General features: G+C 66.6%; 16 protein-coding genes. 9 read left to right on the plus strand and 7 right to left on the minus strand.

Annotated features, from left to right (window positions below; all coding sequences use genetic code 11):
* Nucleotides 1-3 precede the first annotated feature (3 nt).
* Nucleotides 4-567, plus strand: a complete 564-nt coding sequence (locus tag SBI20_RS00365) for a hypothetical protein (protein ID WP_317973155.1) — start codon at nt 4-6, stop codon at nt 565-567.
* 197 nt (nt 568-764) lie between these two features.
* Nucleotides 765-2,312 (plus strand): DEAD/DEAH box helicase, encoded by a 1,548-nt coding sequence (locus tag SBI20_RS00370; RefSeq protein ID WP_317973156.1) that lies wholly within the window; start codon nt 765-767, stop codon nt 2,310-2,312.
* 81 nt (nt 2,313-2,393) lie between these two features.
* On the opposite strand, the gene SBI20_RS00375 is transcribed toward SBI20_RS00370, so the two are convergent.
* Nucleotides 2,394-4,184: an ABC-F family ATP-binding cassette domain-containing protein gene (locus tag SBI20_RS00375; protein ID WP_317973157.1), complete on the minus strand. Its 1,791-nt coding sequence runs from the start codon at nt 4,182-4,184 to the stop codon at nt 2,394-2,396.
* Nucleotides 4,185-4,285: 101 nt separating this feature from the next.
* Here SBI20_RS00375 and SBI20_RS00380 point away from each other — a divergent pair, with 101 nt between their 5' ends.
* From SBI20_RS00380 to SBI20_RS00390, 3 genes are all read left to right on the plus strand, one after another.
* Nucleotides 4,286-4,621: a PepSY domain-containing protein gene (locus SBI20_RS00380; RefSeq protein ID WP_317973158.1), complete on the plus strand. Its 336-nt coding sequence runs from the start codon at nt 4,286-4,288 to the stop codon at nt 4,619-4,621.
* A gap of 256 nt (nt 4,622-4,877) precedes the next feature.
* Nucleotides 4,878-5,552: a response regulator transcription factor gene (locus SBI20_RS00385; protein ID WP_317973159.1), complete on the plus strand. Its 675-nt coding sequence runs from the start codon at nt 4,878-4,880 to the stop codon at nt 5,550-5,552.
* Nucleotides 5,553-5,586: 34 nt separating this feature from the next.
* Nucleotides 5,587-6,987: a HAMP domain-containing sensor histidine kinase gene (locus SBI20_RS00390; protein WP_317976007.1), complete on the plus strand. Its 1,401-nt coding sequence runs from the start codon at nt 5,587-5,589 to the stop codon at nt 6,985-6,987.
* A gap of 6 nt (nt 6,988-6,993) precedes the next feature.
* Here SBI20_RS00390 and SBI20_RS00395 read toward each other — a convergent pair whose 3' ends face one another.
* From SBI20_RS00395 to rph, 4 genes are read right to left on the minus strand one after another with little or no spacing between them, the layout of a single operon-like run.
* Nucleotides 6,994-7,893: a tyrosine recombinase XerC gene (locus SBI20_RS00395; RefSeq protein ID WP_317973160.1), complete on the minus strand. Its 900-nt coding sequence runs from the start codon at nt 7,891-7,893 to the stop codon at nt 6,994-6,996.
* On the minus strand, nt 7,890-9,041 hold the full coding sequence (gene hemW, locus SBI20_RS00400; protein WP_317976008.1) for a radical SAM family heme chaperone HemW: 1,152 nt from the start codon (nt 9,039-9,041) through the stop codon (nt 7,890-7,892). Before hemW ends, SBI20_RS00395 begins: the two co-directional genes overlap by 4 nt.
* Before the next feature lie 16 nt (nt 9,042-9,057).
* Nucleotides 9,058-9,702 (minus strand): RdgB/HAM1 family non-canonical purine NTP pyrophosphatase, encoded by a 645-nt coding sequence (gene rdgB, locus SBI20_RS00405; protein ID WP_317973161.1) that lies wholly within the window; start codon nt 9,700-9,702, stop codon nt 9,058-9,060.
* Nucleotides 9,699-10,415 (minus strand): ribonuclease PH, encoded by a 717-nt coding sequence (gene rph, locus SBI20_RS00410; protein WP_317973162.1) that lies wholly within the window; start codon nt 10,413-10,415, stop codon nt 9,699-9,701. Before rph ends, rdgB begins: the two co-directional genes overlap by 4 nt.
* Nucleotides 10,416-10,580: 165 nt before the next feature.
* Between rph and hrcA the strand changes: the two genes are divergently transcribed.
* The 3 genes from hrcA (at nt 10,581) to SBI20_RS00425 (ending at nt 12,588) form a co-directional block, all read left to right on the plus strand.
* Nucleotides 10,581-11,669, plus strand: coding sequence for a heat-inducible transcriptional repressor HrcA (gene hrcA / locus SBI20_RS00415; RefSeq protein WP_317973163.1), 1,089 nt, complete (start codon nt 10,581-10,583; stop codon nt 11,667-11,669).
* Nucleotides 11,666-12,229, plus strand: coding sequence for a nucleotide exchange factor GrpE (gene grpE, locus SBI20_RS00420; protein WP_317973164.1), 564 nt, complete (start codon nt 11,666-11,668; stop codon nt 12,227-12,229). The genes hrcA and grpE overlap by 4 nt, the downstream gene beginning before the upstream one ends.
* A 98-nt stretch (nt 12,230-12,327) precedes the next feature.
* The gene (locus tag SBI20_RS00425; protein WP_317973165.1) at nt 12,328-12,588 is read left to right on the plus strand and encodes a glycine zipper domain-containing protein; all 261 of its coding nucleotides are present in this window, start codon (nt 12,328-12,330) and stop codon (nt 12,586-12,588) included.
* Here the strand turns inward: SBI20_RS00425 and SBI20_RS00430 are convergent.
* Both SBI20_RS00430 and SBI20_RS00435 read right to left on the minus strand, forming a co-directional pair.
* Nucleotides 12,576-13,082: a vgr related protein gene (locus tag SBI20_RS00430; RefSeq protein WP_317973166.1), complete on the minus strand. Its 507-nt coding sequence runs from the start codon at nt 13,080-13,082 to the stop codon at nt 12,576-12,578. The two genes, SBI20_RS00425 and SBI20_RS00430, sit on opposite strands and share 13 nt — an antisense overlap.
* Before the next feature lie 7 nt (nt 13,083-13,089).
* A complete protein-coding gene (locus SBI20_RS00435; RefSeq protein WP_317973167.1) occupies nt 13,090-13,728 on the minus strand; it encodes a copper chaperone PCu(A)C in 639 nt (212 codons plus the stop codon).
* A 178-nt stretch (nt 13,729-13,906) separates the two neighbouring features.
* Between SBI20_RS00435 and dnaK the strand changes: the two genes are divergently transcribed.
* Nucleotides 13,907-15,814, plus strand: a complete 1,908-nt coding sequence (dnaK, locus tag SBI20_RS00440; RefSeq protein ID WP_317973168.1) for a molecular chaperone DnaK — start codon at nt 13,907-13,909, stop codon at nt 15,812-15,814.
* Nucleotides 15,815-15,901: the final 87 nt, after the last annotated feature.

Genomic DNA, 15,901 nt, shown 5'->3' on the forward strand with positions numbered 1-15,901 from the left:
GTGATGATGTCTGGTCTTGTCCACCCTTTCGTGGCCACGACGGCGCTGGTTTGTGCTGTCGCAGGGTCTGTTGCGCTTGCACCAGCGCTGCGTGCTGCCGTGCCTGTTGGCGCGGCGGCGGTCGAGGTGCGCGCGCCTTCTGCGCAGCAGGCAGGGGTGCCGCTTGACGCGGCGCCCTGGCGACAGGTCAGGATCGAGCAGCGGCTGATCATCCGCATCACGCCCGGCTTTGGCCGGGACATGCCCCCTCCGCCCCCTCCGCAGATGATGCCGCCGCCCCCGATGCAGGGGCGCCCGCCACACAAGCAGCACGCAGCCACCTGCCTGCCGCTTGGCACGATTGCCTCGATCCAGCCCTCGCGCAGCGACCGGCAGATCATGCTGATCCTGCGCGACCGGCGGCAGGTGCTGGCCGATCTGGAAAAGACCTGTAGCGCGCGCGACTTCTATGTCGGTTTCTACGTCGAGCGGACCGAGGACGGCATGCTGTGCACACGGCGCGATCCGATCCATTCGCGCGCCGGGGCGACCTGCATGATCACCCGTTTGCAGGAAGTCGGCCACTGAATGGTGGCAACAGCCGATTCGTGGGCGCTGACGCGCGGCTTTTCTTGACTTTCCGGCAGTATTCGGCATAGCGGCGCCCTATGTATGTCGGGTCCGTCGATCCGACCGGGAGGGCGTGACGAACAGCTGTTGGCGGTTAGCGCCGCATCGCACAGGTTCAGGTACGTCTCTTTCCTCGTTTTCGGAACATTACCCGCATGAAGTTTGCCGATCTCGGCCTCTCTGATGAATTGCTAAAGTCGGTCACGGATGCCGGCTATGACGAGCCGACTCCGATCCAGGCACAAGCAATTCCCTCTGTCCTGATGATGCGCGACATCATCGGCATCGCCCAGACCGGTACCGGCAAGACCGCCAGTTTCGTTTTGCCGATGATCGACATTCTCGCCCATGGCCGCCGTCGCGCGCTCATGCCGCGTTCGCTGATCCTCGAACCGACCCGCGAACTGGCCGCCCAGGTGGCCGAAAACTTCGAGAAGTACGGCAAGAATCACGACCTCAAGATGGCCCTGCTGATCGGCGGGGTGCAGATGGGTGATCAGGTCAAGGCGCTGTCCGAAGGGGTCGACGTGCTGATCGCGACGCCGGGCCGCCTGATGGACCTGTTCGAACGTGGCAAGATCCTGCTCACGGGCTGCGAACTGCTGGTCATCGACGAAGCGGACCGCATGCTCGACATGGGGTTCATCCCCGACATCGAATCGATTTGCGCCAAGCTGCCCGCCCAGCGCCAGACGCTGCTGTTCTCGGCCACGATGCCGCCGCCGATCAAGAAGCTGTCCGACCGGTTCCTGTCGAACCCCAAGTCGATCGAGGTGGCGCGACCTGCCAGCACCAACATCAACATCGCCCAGTACAAGGTCAAAGTGTCGAGCCGCGCCAAGCGCGAGGCGCTGCGCCACCTGCTGCGCACCGACAACGTGTCGACCGCGATCGTCTTCTGCAATCGCAAGACGACCGTGCGCGATCTGGCCAAGAGCCTCAAGCGCCACGGTTTTGCCGCTGGCGAGATCCATGGCGACATGGACCAGCCCGCGCGCCTTGCCGAACTCCAGAAGTTCAAGGACGGCGTGATCAACATTCTCGTCGCCTCCGACGTGGCCGCACGCGGCCTCGACGTGAAGGGGGTGAGCCATGTGTTCAACTTCGACACGCCCTGGCACCCTGACGACTATGTCCACCGGATCGGCCGTACCGGTCGTGGCGGCGCAACGGGCCGTGCGTTCACGCTCATCAGCCCCGAAGATGCCGAAGCGATCGAGAACGTCGAGAAGCTCACCGGCAGCCCTATCCCCGTGATGACGCTCGACATGGGCGAAGGCGAGGACAAGTCTGCTCCCGAGAAGGCCGGATCGGACAAGACCGGTCGCCGTGGCCGCGAAGAGGGCCGGAAGGAAGAAAGCCGGCGCGAGGACGGACGGCGGAGCCGTGGCGGCAAGTCGGACGGGAGCAGGTCGGATAGGGCCGACCGCAGCGACGCGCGCCGTCAGGAGGCCCCGCAGGATCAGGACGCCCGCGCCGAACGTGCGCCTGCCCGTCGTGAGGAATCCCGCCGTGAGGAGGCCCGTCGTGAGGAACCTCGCCGCGAAGAACAGCGTCGCGATGATTATCGCCGCGATGACCAGCGCCGCGATATGACGCGTCGCGAGGAACCGCGCCGCCGCGACTATCGGGCCGAGCCGCCCAGCGCGCCGGGCGAATGGAACGGGCCGATCCCCGGCTTCCTCCACGTTTCCGCACTCTGATCCGCCCTGAAAGGGGCGATCTGGCTGACGCAAAAAAGGGCGTCCGGGCTTTTGCCCCGGACGCCCTTTTTTGGTTCCGTATCAGGCGCCTTCGACCTGCTCGGCCAGTTCGAGCCAGCGCTCCTCGGCGCTTTCCTTGTCGGCGCGGGCCTTGGCCACGGCTTCGCTGAGCGCGGCGAACTTTTTCGGGTCGCGGGTGTAGAGCGCGGGATCGGCCAGCGCCGCCTCGTCGCGGGCGATGGCCGCGTCGAGGTCCTCGATCTTCTTGGGCAGAAGCTCGTAGTCGCGCTGGTCCTTGTAGGAGAGCTTGGCCTTGCGCGGCGGGGGCGGGGGGGCTGCCACCGGGGCGGTGGCCTTGGGCGCGCCTGCCTTGGGAACACCGGCCAGCCGCGCCTTGCGCTGCTTTTCCCAGTCGGCATAGCCGCCCACCACGATGTCGACCTTGCCCGAGCCGTCCATGCCCAGCGTCAGGTTGACCGTGCGGTCGAGGAAGTCGCGGTCGTGGCTGACGATCAGCACGGTGCCATCGTAGTCGGCGATCACTTCCTGCAACAGGTCGAGCGTTTCGAGGTCGAGGTCGTTGGTCGGTTCGTCGAGGACCAGCAGGTTCGAGGGGCGGGCAAATTCGCGCGCGAGCAGCAGGCGCGAGCGCTCGCCGCCCGAAAGCGTGCCCACGCGCGCTTCCACGAGGCCGGGATCGAACAGGAAGTCCTTGAGATAGCCGTGGATGTGCTTGCGCACGCCGCGCACGTCGATCCAGTCGCCGCCTTCGGCCAGAACATCGCGCACGCGCTTGTCGGGGGCCATCAGGCTGCGCTGCTGGTCGATGGTGACGCCGTTGAGCGTCTGGGCGAGGGTGACGGTGCCTTCGTCGGGCTTGAGTTCACCGGTCAGGATTTTCAGCAGCGTGGTCTTGCCCGCGCCATTGGCGCCGACCAGACCGATGCGGTCGCGGCGCGAGATGCGCAGCGAGAAGTCCTTGATGATCGTGCGATCCCCGAACCGCTTGGTGACGTGTTCGGCCACGATCACCGACTTGGTCTTGGTGTCGTCGCTCGCCAGCGCCAGCTTGGCTGCGCCTTGCGGGCCCGACATCGCGGCGCGTTCGGCGCGCATTTCGTGCAGCTTTTCGAGGCGCCCCATGTTGCGCTTGCGCCGCGCGGTCACCCCGCGGTGGAGCCAGTGTTCCTCGATCTTGAGCTTGGCGTCGAGCTTGTCGGCGGCGCGCGCTTCCTCGGCGTGGACCTGTTCCATCCACGCTTCATAGCCGCCAAAGCCGATTTCGCGGCGGCGCAGGCTGCCACGGTCGAGCCAGAGCGTCGCGCGGGTGAGGCGGGTGAGGAAGGTACGGTCGTGGCTGATCACCACGAAGGCCCCGGTATAGCGTTGCAGCCACTCTTCGAGCCAGTCGATCGCGGCAAGGTCGAGGTGGTTGGTCGGTTCGTCGAGCAGCAGCACGTCGGGTTCTTGCGCGAGGGCGCGGGCCAGTGCTGCGCGGCGGCGTTCGCCGCCCGAGGCGCTCTCGGCCTGACGCGAGAGGTCGATGCCCAACTGGTCGGCGATGGCTTCCACTTCGTGGGCCTCGGGCGCATCGGGGCCATGCAGCGCGAAATCGCGCAAGGTGGCAAAGCCCTTGAAGAACGGGTCCTGTTCGAGGGTGATCACGCGCGTGCCCGGCTGGACCGAACGCTTGCCCTTGTCGGCGTCGATCGTGCCCGCGATGAGCTTGAGCAGGGTGCTCTTGCCCGCGCCGTTGCGCCCGATCAGGGCCAGACGGTCACGCGGGGCGATTTGAATGTCGAGGTCCTGGAAAAGCCAGCCGGTGCCCTGATGCAGGCCCAGCCCTTCCCAGCTCAGGATTGGTGCTGCCATGGGCCGCCGCTTAGCCGTCCGGCCGGGCAAGGTCCACATGAACCTGTTGGAACGGCCTATTCACAGCTTGTTCAATGGCCTTGTTATAGGCACAACCCATCATGATGTTTCGACGCTCTCTTCTGACCGCCACGGGTGCGACGGCGCTGGCCTGCCTTGCCGGAACCTTTCTGGCCGGAACCTTTCTTGCGGGAACCGCGCAGGCACAGGTCCGCAACGAGCAGGACCGCGTGCGCGAGGATCTGGCCGCCGGGCATGTCCGCTCGCTGCGCGAGATCGAGGCGCGCGTCCTGCCCTCGATGCGGGGGATGCAGTATCTGGGGCCGGAATACGATGCCCAGGCGCGGGCCTATCGTCTCAAGTTCATTCGCGAAGGGCGCGTGGTCTTTGTCGATGTGGATGCCCGCACCGGGCAGATCCTGAGCGACTCCCGTTAAGAGCCCGACCCCAAAGTCTTTCGGGTCGGGCTCTAGGCGTTTGAAGGGGGCTCCGGGGCGCATTCCGGGCGGTTTTGCCCGGATTTTCGGGGCCGGGGCCACCCTGTCCGGCGATCTTGTCCGGCGATTGCGGGAACCGTTTCTTGACCGTTCAGGTTGAGAGGGCCATCTAGCCGGCATTGTTCATGTTCGCACTGCGGGCCGGTCAAGGCGGGGAGCCAAGGTACGGGGCAGTGTCGCAAAGGGGCCTATCACGATGCGTATCCTGATCGTCGAGGACGAACCGACCCTCGGGCGTCAGCTCAAGTCCACGCTCGAACAGAACGGCTATGCGGTCGATCTTTCGACCGATGGCGAGGACGGCCATTTCCTAGGCTCGACCGAGGACTATGACGCCGTGATCCTCGACCTCGGCCTGCCCGAGATCGACGGGCTGACCGTGCTGGGCATGTGGCGCAAGGAAGGCCGCACGTTCCCGGTCCTCGTGCTGACCGCGCGCGACAGCTGGTCGGACAAGGTCGCCGGGCTCGACGCCGGCGCCGACGACTATCTGGCCAAGCCGTTCCAGACCGAGGAACTGATCGCCCGCCTGCGCGCGCTGATCCGCCGTGCTTCGGGCAATTCCTCGTCGGAACTGATCGCGGGCGACGTGCGCCTCGATACCCGCTCGGGCCGGGTCACGCTCAATGGCGAGCCGGTCAAGCTGACCGCGCAGGAATACAAGCTCCTGTCCTACCTGCTCCACCACAAGGGCAAGGTGGTGAGCCGCACCGAACTGATCGAACATATCTACGATCAGGATTTCGACCGCGATTCCAACACTATCGAAGTCTTCGTCACGCGTATCCGCAAGAAGCTGGGGGCCGATGTGATCACCACCATCCGCGGGCTTGGCTACAGCCTCGACGACCCGGCGGCGACCCGCGGCTGAGGGCATGAGCCGGGCCGCCCGTCTCCTGTTGCGGATGGGCTACGGACACCACCGCGCCGAAGTGGCCGCCGCCAGTGCCGGTGGCCGCCAGCATACCGGCTCGCTGTCGCGGCGCATGCTGTTGATCGCGTTTGCCTGGGTGTCGTTCCTGCTGGTGGGCGGCGGGCTGGCGCTCGACCATACGCTGACCGGCCTTGTTACCCGCAATTTCGACGATCAGCTCGGCTACATGCTGACGGCCATGATCGCCTCGGCGGAAATCGGGCCCGATGGCGAGGTGTTCTTCAACCGCCCGCTGGGCGACCAGCGCTTCCTCGAACCCAATTCGGGCCTCTACTGGCAGATTTCGGGACAGGGGCACGATGACTTCCCCTCGCGCTCGCTGTGGGACCGCACGCTGCGCCTCAGGGGCGACCATTTCGACAGCACGCCGCACATCTACGATTCCGACCAGTTCGGCACCAACGAAAAGCTGCGCATGATCGAACGCTCGGTGATCCTGCCGGGCAGCAACACGCTCTGGCAGTTTTCGGTGGCGGCCAGCCGTGGGGAACTCGATGCCCAGATCGCACGGATTCGCTCGATCCTGATCTGGTCGTTCCTCGTTCTGGCGATGGGCCTGTTCATCATGGCCGGGCTTCAGACCTATTACGGCCTTGGCCCCTTGCGCCGCGTGCGCCGCGCGATTGCCGCCATGCGCGAGGGCGGGGCCCCCCGCGTGGACGAACCGTTGCCGCTTGAGGTTCAGCCTTTGGTGCAGGAAATCAATGCATTGCTTGATCATTCTGACAAGCAGGCTGAAGAAGCGCGCACCCACGCCGGGAACCTTGCCCATGCGCTGAAAACCCCGCTGACGGTCGTGATGAACGCCGCGACCGCGCAGGCGCCCGATCTGGCCGATACGGTGATCCGCGAGGCCGCCGTCATGCGCCGTCAGGTCGACCACCATCTCGCGCGCGCGCGCGCCGTGGGGCGCCGGGCGACTGGGCTGGCGCGTGCGACGGTCTGGGAGAGCGCCGATGCGGTCGTGAGGGCGGTCACCCGGCTCTATCCGCAAGTGCGCTTCGACCTCGATGGCAACGGCGAGGCGAGCGTGGCGATCGAGCGGCAGGATCTCGACGAAATCCTCGGCAATCTGGTTGAGAACGCGGCCAAATATGGCGGCGGTTCGGTGTTCATCACCATCGACGCGGTGCCCGGTGACGCGAAATTCTGCGACATCTGGGTCGAGGACGATGGCATGGGCATCCCCGAAAACGAGCGCGAACGCATCTTCGACCGGGGCGCGCGGCTCGATACCGGCAAGCCGGGGACCGGGCTGGGGCTGGCTATCGTGCGCGACGTGGCCGAGCTTTATGGCGGGGCGGTGGTGCTGGGCGAGAGCGAGGATCTGGGCGGGCTGCTCACCACCTTGCGTCTGCCCCGCGCGAAATAAGGACGCTTAGGCGCCGCCCCGTTCGCGCGGATGGGCGTTGCGATAGGCATCGAGCAGGGTGGCCGCATCGACGCGGGTGTAGATTTGCGTCGAGGAGAGGCTGGCGTGGCCCAGCAGTTCCTGCAACGCCCGCAAATCGGCGCCCGCGCCCAGCAGGTGCGAGGCGAACGAGTGGCGCAGGGCATGGGGCGTGGCTGTGGCCGGAAGGCCGAGCGCGATGCGTGCGGCGGCCATGGCGCGCTGGACCATGCCGGGGGCCAGCGGCCCGCCCTTGGCACCGCGAAACAGCGGTTCGTGGCGTTCGAGGGTCCAGGGCACTTGCGCGGCATAGTCGTCGAGCGCGGCGCGCACGATGGGCAGCAGGACGACCACGCGCTGGCGCCCGCCCTTGCCGGTCACGGTGATCTGTTCGCCCGCAGGCAGCACGCTGGCGGGCAGGGCCAGTGCCTCGGCAATGCGCAGGCCCGCGCCATAGAGCAGCAGCAGCACGGCCCGGTCGCGCGCGGCGATCCACGGTTCGGCCATGTCCGAGATCGTGTCGGCCAGCGCCAATGCGTCGTCGGTCGAGACCGGGCGGGGCAGGCCTTTCTTCACGCGCGGCCCGCGCAGGCGGGGGGCAAGGCTTTCGGGAAGGCCCGCCCGCGAGCGGGCAAAGGCGAGGAACGCGCGCAAGGCGGAAAGCTCGCGCGCGGCAGAGGTGTTGACGAGGCCCTGCTCGCGCCGGACGGCCAGATGCTGGCGCAGGCGCGCGGCGTCGAGCCGGGCGATGCTGGCCCAGTCCTGTCCGGGCGGGAGCGCCTCGATCAGGCGGCGCGCGGCAGTGTGATAGGCGCGCACGGTATGGGCCGAGCGGCGCAGGCCATGGGCCAGATGATCATGCCACTGGGTGAGAAGATCGGCGCTCATGTCACGAGATCGGCAGGAACAAGTTCGGCCAGAAGCGCGTCGAGCAGGGGCATGCCTGCCTCGGTCACGATCAGGCGCGGGCCTTCCTCGCGCAGCAGGCCATTGCCGATGTGGAACGCCCGCTTGGCCGGGTCGATCAGCGCGGTTTCGGGGAAGCCGAAGCGCGCGCCAAGGGCGGCAAGGTCGATCCCTTCGCCGAGCCGGAGGCCCATCAGCAGGGCTTCGCTGGCCTGTTCGGCGCGGGGCAGGGCGCGCTCATCGGCAAGGCCATGGCCCTGTTCGGCCAGGGCGCGCAGGTAGTTTTCTGGCTTCTTGTGGCGGACGGTGGCCGTTTCGAGCCTGCGGCCATGGGCGCCCGGCCCGATCCCCGCATAGTCGCCATAGCGCCAGTAGGTGAGGTTGTGGCGGCTTTCCTCGCCGGGGCGGGCGTGGTTGCTGATCTCGTAGGCGGGAAGGCCCGCCGCGCGGGTGCGCTCGCGGGTGAGCGCGAAGAGATCGCCCGCCGCATCGTCGTCGAGCGGGGTGAACCGGCCCTCGCGCACGAGGGTGGCAAAGCGCGTGCCGGGCTCAATGGTGAGCTGGTAGAGCGAGAGGTGGCCGGTCCCCAGCGCCAGCGCGCGCGCCAGTTCGGCGTCCCAGCTTTCGGGCGTGTGGCCGGGGCGGGCATAAATGAGGTCGAAGCTGACCCGCGCGAAATGGCGCTGGGCGACATCGAGCGCGGCGAGGCCCTCGGCGGCATTGTGGAGACGGCCCAGAAAATGAAGCGTCTCGTCGTCGAGCGCCTGAAGGCCGAGCGAGACGCGGTTGATCCCCGCAGAAGCCAAGGCGGCGAAATTGGCCGCCTCGACCGACGAGGGATTGGCTTCGAGGGTGATCTCGATATCGGGCGCAAGCCGCCAGTGGCGGGATGCCTGCTCGATCAGCCCGGCGACCAGCGCGGGGGGCATCAGCGAGGGCGTGCCCCCGCCAAAGAAGATCGAGGTCAGCTCGCGCCCCGGCAGCAGGGCCGCCTCGTGCGCCATGTCGGCGAACAGGGCGGCCTGCCAGGCGGCGACATCGGTTTTCGCGCGGACGTGGCTGTTGAAGTCGCAATAGGGGCACTTTGCGAGGCAGAACGGCCAGTGGATGTAGAGCGCGAGGGGCGGCATTGTCATGACAGCCGCTTTATCCGGCAAACTGCTCCGCCATCAACTTGGCAAAGGCGCGCGCACGGTGGCTGATCGCGTTCTTTTCCGCCGGGTCGAGCTGCGAAAACGTGCGCGTGTCGCCCTCGGGGATGAACACCGGGTCATAGCCAAAGCCGGTCGTGCCGCGCGGCGGCCAGGTCAGGCTGCCATCGATCTTGCCCTCGAACGTGACGGCCTCGCCATCGGGCCAGGCCAGCGCGAGGACGCTGTGGAACGCGGCATCGCGCGGCGCATCGGGGCCGAGCCGGGCGAGCTTGCCCTCGACTTTGCCCATCGCCATGTACCAGTCGCGCCCCGGACCGCCTTCGCGCGGGCCCTGTTCGGCCCAGTCGGCGGTATAGACCCCCGGCGCGCCGCCCAGCGCGGCGACCGAGAGGCCCGAATCGTCGGACAGCGCGGGAAGGCCGGTCGCCTGTGCGGCGGCATGGGCCTTGATCAGCGCGTTTTCGACAAAGGTCGTGCCGGTTTCTTCCGGTTCGGCCAGACCCAGCTCGCCCGCCGACAGGCACTCCATGCCGAAGGGGGCGAGGAGATCCTGCATTTCCTTGAGCTTGCCCTTGTTGTGGGTGGCAATGACGAGCTTGCCCGGAGTGAGCTGTCGGCGTGCGAGCTTGCGGCTCATCGTGCGACGGCCATTTCCTGCGCGGCGAAGATTTCCGCGCAGCCCATGCGGGCGAGGCGCAGCAGGCGCAGCAGGGCTTCCTCGTCGTAAGTCGCGCCTTCGGCGGTGGCCTGGACTTCGGCGATGTGGCCGCCTTCGATCAGCACGAAGTTGGCGTCGGCATCGGCCGAGCTGTCCTCGACATAGTCGAGATCGAGCACCGGCGTGCCCTTGACGATGCCGCACGAGATCGCGGCGACCTTGCGGGTCAGCGGGTCTTCGGTGATCGCGCCGGCATCCATCAGCTTCTGCACGGCGAGGCGCAGCGCCACCCAGGCGCCCGAGATCGAGGCGGTGCGGGTGCCGCCATCGGCCTGGATCACGTCGCAATCGAGCGTGATCTGGCGTTCACCCAGCTTCTTGAGATCGGTGACGGCGCGCAAGGAACGCCCGATAAGGCGCTGAATTTCCTGCGTGCGGCCCGACTGCTTGCCCTTGGCGGCCTCGCGGCTGCCACGGGTGTGGGTGGCGCGCGGGAGCATCGAATATTCCGCCGTCACCCAGCCTTCGCCCTTGCCGCGCAGGAACGGGGGCACGCGTTCCTCGACCGAGGCGGTCACCAGCACCTTGGTATCGCCAAAGCTGATCAGCACCGAGCCTTCGGCGTGCTTGGTGAAGTTGGTCTCGATGGTGATTGCGCGCATTTGGTCAGCGGCGCGGCCGGAAGGACGCATGGGTTCGGTTCCCTGAAGAGTGGCGGAAATGATTGGGCGGGGCCATGGCCCATTGCGCGGGACGCCGCAAGCAATTCCCGGTCGTTTCCCCCCGATCATGCCCCTGTCGATGAGGCGTGTCTTTTCCTTGGCCTTCTTTGGGGGGCGCCCTACATGGGAAGGATCATGAAAGGCCCCACGCTCACCGAACTGTCGAACCGCGCCCGCGACATTTTTCGTCTGGTGGTCGAGGGCTATATCGCCTCGGGCCAGCCGGTCGGCTCGAAGACGCTGGCCGGGGCCGGGGGTGTGAACCTTTCGCCTGCCTCGATCCGCTCGGTGCTTCAGGAGTTGCAGGACGCGGGCTTGCTGGCTGCGCCCCATACCAGCGCCGGGCGCATGCCGACCGAGATCGGCCTGCGCCTGTTCGTCGACGGGATCATGCAGGTGGCCGAACCTTCGGCTGCCGAGCGCGCGCAGATCGAGCGGGGCCTTGAACGGGGCCGTGAACGCAGCCTTGCGGCAGGGGGCACGATCGAGGCCGCGCTGGCGGCGGCGACTTCGGCCCTTTCCGAGCTTTCCGCCGGGGCCGGGGTGATCATGGTGCCCCGGCGCGAGCCGCGGCTCGTCCAGCTTTCGTTCGTGCCGCTCTCGCCGGTGCGCGCGCTGGCGGTGCTGGTGGCCGAGGATGGCGGGGTCGAGAACCGGGTGATCGACTTGCCCGCGCCGCTCGCGCCTTTCATGCTCGAACAGGCGTCGAACTATCTGACCGCGCGGCTGGCCGGGCGCACGCTGGGCGAGGCTTTGGCCGTGATCCGCGCCGAGATCGACGGCGGGCGCAGCGCGCTCGACGCGGCGAGCGCCGATCTGGTCCAGCGGGGGCTTGCGATCTGGAGCATGGACGGGGCACAGCGCCCGGTGCTGGTCGTGCGCGGGCAGGCCAACCTGCTCGACGAGGCGGCGCTGGGCGACCTCGAACGCGTGCGCCAGCTCCTCGACGAACTGGAAAATGCCGAGGCGATCGCGGGCGTTCTGGACGCCGCGCGCGAGGCAGAAGCCACGCGCATTTTCATCGGCAGCGAGAACCGGCTGTTCTCGCTGTCCGGCTCTTCGGTGATCGCCTCGCCCTGGCGTGATGGCGAGGGCCGGGTGGTCGGCGTGGTGGGGGTGATCGGGCCAACGCGGTTGAATTATGCGCGCGTCGTCCCCATGGTGGATTTCACGGCCCAATCCTTGGGCAAACTTATCGGACAAGACGGATTTTCACGGAAATGACGGACAACGAGACGCACGCGCAGGATCCCCAGGTCGAGGCCGAACTGGCTGGTGTGCCCGAGGACATGAAGGACAATGGTGCTGACAAGGGCGCCGAAGTGTCGACCCTTCGCGAATTGCTGGAGGCGGCCAAGCAGGACGTGCTCTATGCCAAGGCCGAGACGCAGAACGTGCGCCGCCGCCTTGAAAAGGACATCGCCGACGCGCGCGCCTATGCCGCGACCGGCTTTGCCCGCGACATTCTTTCGGTGGCCGACAATCTGGCCCGTGCGCTTGAATCGATCCCCGCCGAACTGCGCGCGGACGAGAAGTTCAAGAATCTGGTGACCGGGCTTGAGGCGACCGGGCGCGAGATCGAGAAGGTCTTCGGCACCCACGGGATCACCCGCATCGCGGCCAAGGGCCTTCCGCTCGATCCGCACCAGCATCAGGCGATGATGGAAGTGCCTTCCGACGAACATGAGGCCGGCACTGTCGTGCAGGAGCTTCAGGCGGGCTACACGATCAAGGATCGCCTGCTGCGTCCGGCCATGGTGGTCGTCGCCAAGAAGCCGGACTGACCGGTTTACGGGACGTATTTTGTTTGCAGGAACAGGGAACCCGTGCGGGGGCTCCATCGTACCACCCGGTGATACGGGAGGCAGATGGAGATGATGAAATGACCCGCAGGTTCCTTGTTCCCGCTTCTCTGGCCCTCGCCGCGTTCAGTCTGGCCGGTTGCGCCCGCAACTATGCCGGCGAGGGCGGTCTGGCAGGGGCTGGCGCTGGTGCGGTGATTTCCGGGGTGACCGGAGGCGATGTCGGCACGGGTGCGGCCATTGGCGGCGCCCTGGGTGCGGCGGTCGGTTCGCAGGTCAAGAAGCACAAGAGGGATTGCTGGCGCCGCGATGCTGACGGTCGCGGATATTACGTCTGCTGAGCCGGTCCAAACGGCAGCACGGCCCGATAGTCTGCCAGTGATGGCCTGTCGGGCCTGCCCGTTTTTTCGGAAAATTCGGACTCGGAAAATTCGGGTAAGGCCCCCCGTTCCAGCAGAAACGCATGGCGGACGATTTCGGCCTGTTGTTCGATCCCGTAGGCGGCAAAGGGCTTGCCCGGTTCGAACACATAGTCATAGCGGCAGAACGGATGGCGCCGCAGCGGCAGGAACAGGCCCTGCTGCCATTGCCAGACATGGCACAGTTCGTGGATCAGCAAGCCTTGCAGGGCCAGCGGCGCGCGTGAAAAATCCTCGTGCCAGAAATCGGCGCGGGGGTGGAAATGGATGTGCCCCATCGGCGCCATGACCACCCGGCGCGGCTGGAACGGCCACCAGCGCCGCCGCCGCACTTCCACCGCATCGAGGGCGAGCGCCTCGCCGAAGACGGAGCGGGCCATGGCCCGCTCGCCGGATGTGAGGGGGCGGGCGCTCATGCCGGCCTCACGGATGCTTCATGTGATCCATGTGGTCCATGTCCATGTCTTTATCCATGCCCTTCATGTCCATGTCGCCCATGCCTTCCCCGCCGCCTGCGACAGGTTCCCCGGCGCCCAGCACTTTGGCCTTGGCGCTGGCCTTGTCGCCATTGTCGAGGGTGATGGTCACTTCGGTCACGCTGCCTGCCTTGAGCGTGGGGGCCAGATCGAACAGCATGACATGGTTGCCGCCCGGCTTGAATTCGACGCTCTGCCCGGCGGCCAGCGGCAGGCTGGCCAGCGGGGCCATGCTCATCATGCCGTCCTTCATCGTGTTCTCGTGCATCTCGGCCTTGCCTGCCCCGTCGACATGGACGGCCACGAGGCTGCGCGCCGGGCCACTGCCTTGCGAGAGCGTGAAATAGGCAACGCCGGGATGGCCGGGAACGGTGGGAAGCTGGACCACCGCGTTGGTGAGCGTGGTGCCCGGCGCGTTTTCCGGGGTGGCGTCGAGGCTGGCGAGAACCGCCGGGGCCGCGCTCGATGCCGCCGCCTCGGGGGCTTTCTTGCCACAGCCTGAAAGACCGGCCGCGAGGCCGACAGACAGGCTGGCCGACAGGGCGAAAGCAGCCAGATTCCTGCCCGTGAGAACCCCGATGCGCATGACTATCATCCTTTACTGTCTGCCATGATGAAAATTGGCGGCTTTCATAGCATGGGCAGGCCTTGTGCCAAGCGCAAGCGCACCTATATCCCGCCCGTAACGAGCCGCCGGAGCGGCGCCTGCCCACAAGGGGGACGCCGGATGTTTGCGGTGTCAGCACGCAAGGAAATGGGGAAACATGGCTAAAGTTATTGGTATCGACCTCGGCACCACCAACAGCTGCGTCGCGGTGATGGATGGCGGCACGCCCAAGGTTATCGAGAACTCGGAAGGGGCTCGCACCACGCCCTCGATCGTCGCCTTCACCAAGGATGGTGAGCGCCTGATCGGGCAGCCGGCCAAGCGCCAGGCGGTGACCAACCCCGACAACACGATTTTCGCGGTCAAGCGTCTGATCGGCCGTCGCTACGACGATCCGCTGACCCAGAAGGACACCGAACTGGTGCCCTACACCATCACCAAGGGCAAGAACGGCGATGCCTGGGTCGCGGCTGGTGGCCAGGACTACAGCCCGTCGCAGATCTCGGCCTTCACGCTCCAGAAGATGAAGGAAACCGCCGAAAGCTATCTCGGCGAGACCGTGACGCAGGCGGTGATCACCGTTCCGGCCTACTTCAACGACGCGCAGCGCCAGGCGACCAAGGACGCCGGGCAGATCGCGGGCCTTGAAGTGCTGCGCATCATCAACGAGCCGACTGCCGCGGCGCTGGCCTATGGCCTCGACAAGCAGGACGGCAAGACGATTGCGGTCTACGACCTTGGTGGCGGCACCTTCGACATCTCGATCCTCGAAATCGGCGATGGCGTGTTCGAAGTGAAGTCGACCAACGGCGACACCTTCCTGGGCGGTGAAGACTTCGACACCGCGCTGGTCGAATACCTGGCCGACAAGTTCAAGGCCAAGGAAGGCCTCGACCTGCGTGGCGACAAGCTGGCTCTCCAGCGCCTGAAGGAAGCGGCGGAAAAGGCCAAGATCGAGCTGTCCTCGGCCCAGACCACCGAAATCAACCTGCCCTTCATCACCGCGCGCATGGAAGGTGGCAGCACCACCCCGCTGCATCTGGTCGAAACGATCACCCGCGCCGATCTGGAGCGTCTGGTCGCCAAGCTGATCGAACGCACGCTCGAACCCTGCCGCAAGGCGCTGGCTGACGCTGGTCTGACCGCCAAGGACATCGACGACGTGGTGCTGGTCGGCGGCATGACCCGCATGCCCAAGGTCCGCGAAGTGGTGAAGGACTTCTTCGGCAAGGACCCGCACACCGGCGTGAACCCCGACGAAGTCGTGGCCATGGGTGCGGCCATTCAGGCTGGCGTGCTTCAGGGCGACGTCAAGGACGTGCTGCTGCTCGACGTGACCCCGCTTTCGCTGGGTATCGAAACGCTCGGCGGCATCATGACCAAGATGATCGACCGCAACACGACGATCCCGACCAAGAAGAGCCAGGTCTACTCGACCGCCGAAGACAACCAGCAGGCCGTGACCATCCGAGTGTTCCAGGGCGAACGCGAAATGGCGCAGGACAACAAGCTGCTGGGCCAGTTCGACCTCGTCGGCATCCCCGCGGCCCGTCGCGGCGTGCCGCAGATCGAAGTGACCTTCGACATCGACGCGAACGGCATCGTCAACGTCTCGGCCAAGGACAAGGGCACCGGCAAGGAGCAGCAGATCCGCATCCAGGCCTCGGGTGGCCTGTCGGACAACGACATCGACCAGATGGTCAAGGACGCGGAGAAGTTCGCGGCCGACGACAAGAAGCGTCGTGAAGCGGCTGAAGCCAAGAACAACGCCGACAGCCTCGTCCACGCCACCGAGCGCCAGCTCGAAGAGCATGGCGACAAGGTCGACGCTGCGCTCAAGGCCGAAATCGAGGCAGCCCTTGCCGAAGCCAAGACCGCCATCGAAAGCGGCGACGCCGACGCGATGACCGCCAAGACCCAGGCCCTCACCGAAAAGGCGATGAAGCTGGGCCAGGCGATCTACGAGAAGGAACAGGCCGGTGCGGCGTCTCCGGGTGCCGAAGGCCCCAAGGACGACGGTGTGGTCGACGCCGAGTTCTCGGAAGTGGACGACACCAAGGCTTGATCTGCAACATGACCCCCTCCCTTGCCCCATCGGGGGCGGGGGAAGGGGAGAGGTTCCAGGGGACCGCCAGACCGGCCTTCGCCGACC

The sequence above is a fragment of the Novosphingobium sp. IK01 genome, from assembly GCF_033242265.1.
GTDB lineage: Bacteria > Pseudomonadota > Alphaproteobacteria > Sphingomonadales > Sphingomonadaceae > Novosphingobium > Novosphingobium pituita.

What these genes read in the sequence shown, in the direction of transcription:
- SBI20_RS00365 (WP_317973155.1), top strand. Translation starts at nt 4, where the DNA reads ATGATGTCTGGTCTTGTCCACCCTTTCGTGGCCACGACGGCGCTGGTT.
- SBI20_RS00370 (WP_317973156.1), top strand. Translation starts at nt 765, where the DNA reads ATGAAGTTTGCCGATCTCGGCCTCTCTGATGAATTGCTAAAGTCGGTC.
- SBI20_RS00375 (WP_317973157.1), bottom strand. Translation starts at nt 4,184, where the DNA reads ATGGCAGCACCAATCCTGAGCTGGGAAGGGCTGGGCCTGCATCAGGGC.
- SBI20_RS00380 (WP_317973158.1), top strand. Translation starts at nt 4,286, where the DNA reads ATGATGTTTCGACGCTCTCTTCTGACCGCCACGGGTGCGACGGCGCTG.
- SBI20_RS00385 (WP_317973159.1), top strand. Translation starts at nt 4,878, where the DNA reads ATGCGTATCCTGATCGTCGAGGACGAACCGACCCTCGGGCGTCAGCTC.
- SBI20_RS00390 (WP_317976007.1), top strand. Translation starts at nt 5,587, where the DNA reads ATGGGCTACGGACACCACCGCGCCGAAGTGGCCGCCGCCAGTGCCGGT.
- SBI20_RS00395 (WP_317973160.1), bottom strand. Translation starts at nt 7,893, where the DNA reads ATGAGCGCCGATCTTCTCACCCAGTGGCATGATCATCTGGCCCATGGC.
- hemW (WP_317976008.1), bottom strand. Translation starts at nt 9,041, where the DNA reads ATGCCGCCCCTCGCGCTCTACATCCACTGGCCGTTCTGCCTCGCAAAG.
- rdgB (WP_317973161.1), bottom strand. Translation starts at nt 9,702, where the DNA reads ATGAGCCGCAAGCTCGCACGCCGACAGCTCACTCCGGGCAAGCTCGTC.
- rph (WP_317973162.1), bottom strand. Translation starts at nt 10,415, where the DNA reads ATGCGTCCTTCCGGCCGCGCCGCTGACCAAATGCGCGCAATCACCATC.
- hrcA (WP_317973163.1), top strand. Translation starts at nt 10,581, where the DNA reads ATGAAAGGCCCCACGCTCACCGAACTGTCGAACCGCGCCCGCGACATT.
- grpE (WP_317973164.1), top strand. Translation starts at nt 11,666, where the DNA reads ATGACGGACAACGAGACGCACGCGCAGGATCCCCAGGTCGAGGCCGAA.
- SBI20_RS00425 (WP_317973165.1), top strand. Translation starts at nt 12,328, where the DNA reads ATGACCCGCAGGTTCCTTGTTCCCGCTTCTCTGGCCCTCGCCGCGTTC.
- SBI20_RS00430 (WP_317973166.1), bottom strand. Translation starts at nt 13,082, where the DNA reads ATGAGCGCCCGCCCCCTCACATCCGGCGAGCGGGCCATGGCCCGCTCC.
- SBI20_RS00435 (WP_317973167.1), bottom strand. Translation starts at nt 13,728, where the DNA reads ATGCGCATCGGGGTTCTCACGGGCAGGAATCTGGCTGCTTTCGCCCTG.
- dnaK (WP_317973168.1), top strand. Translation starts at nt 13,907, where the DNA reads ATGGCTAAAGTTATTGGTATCGACCTCGGCACCACCAACAGCTGCGTC.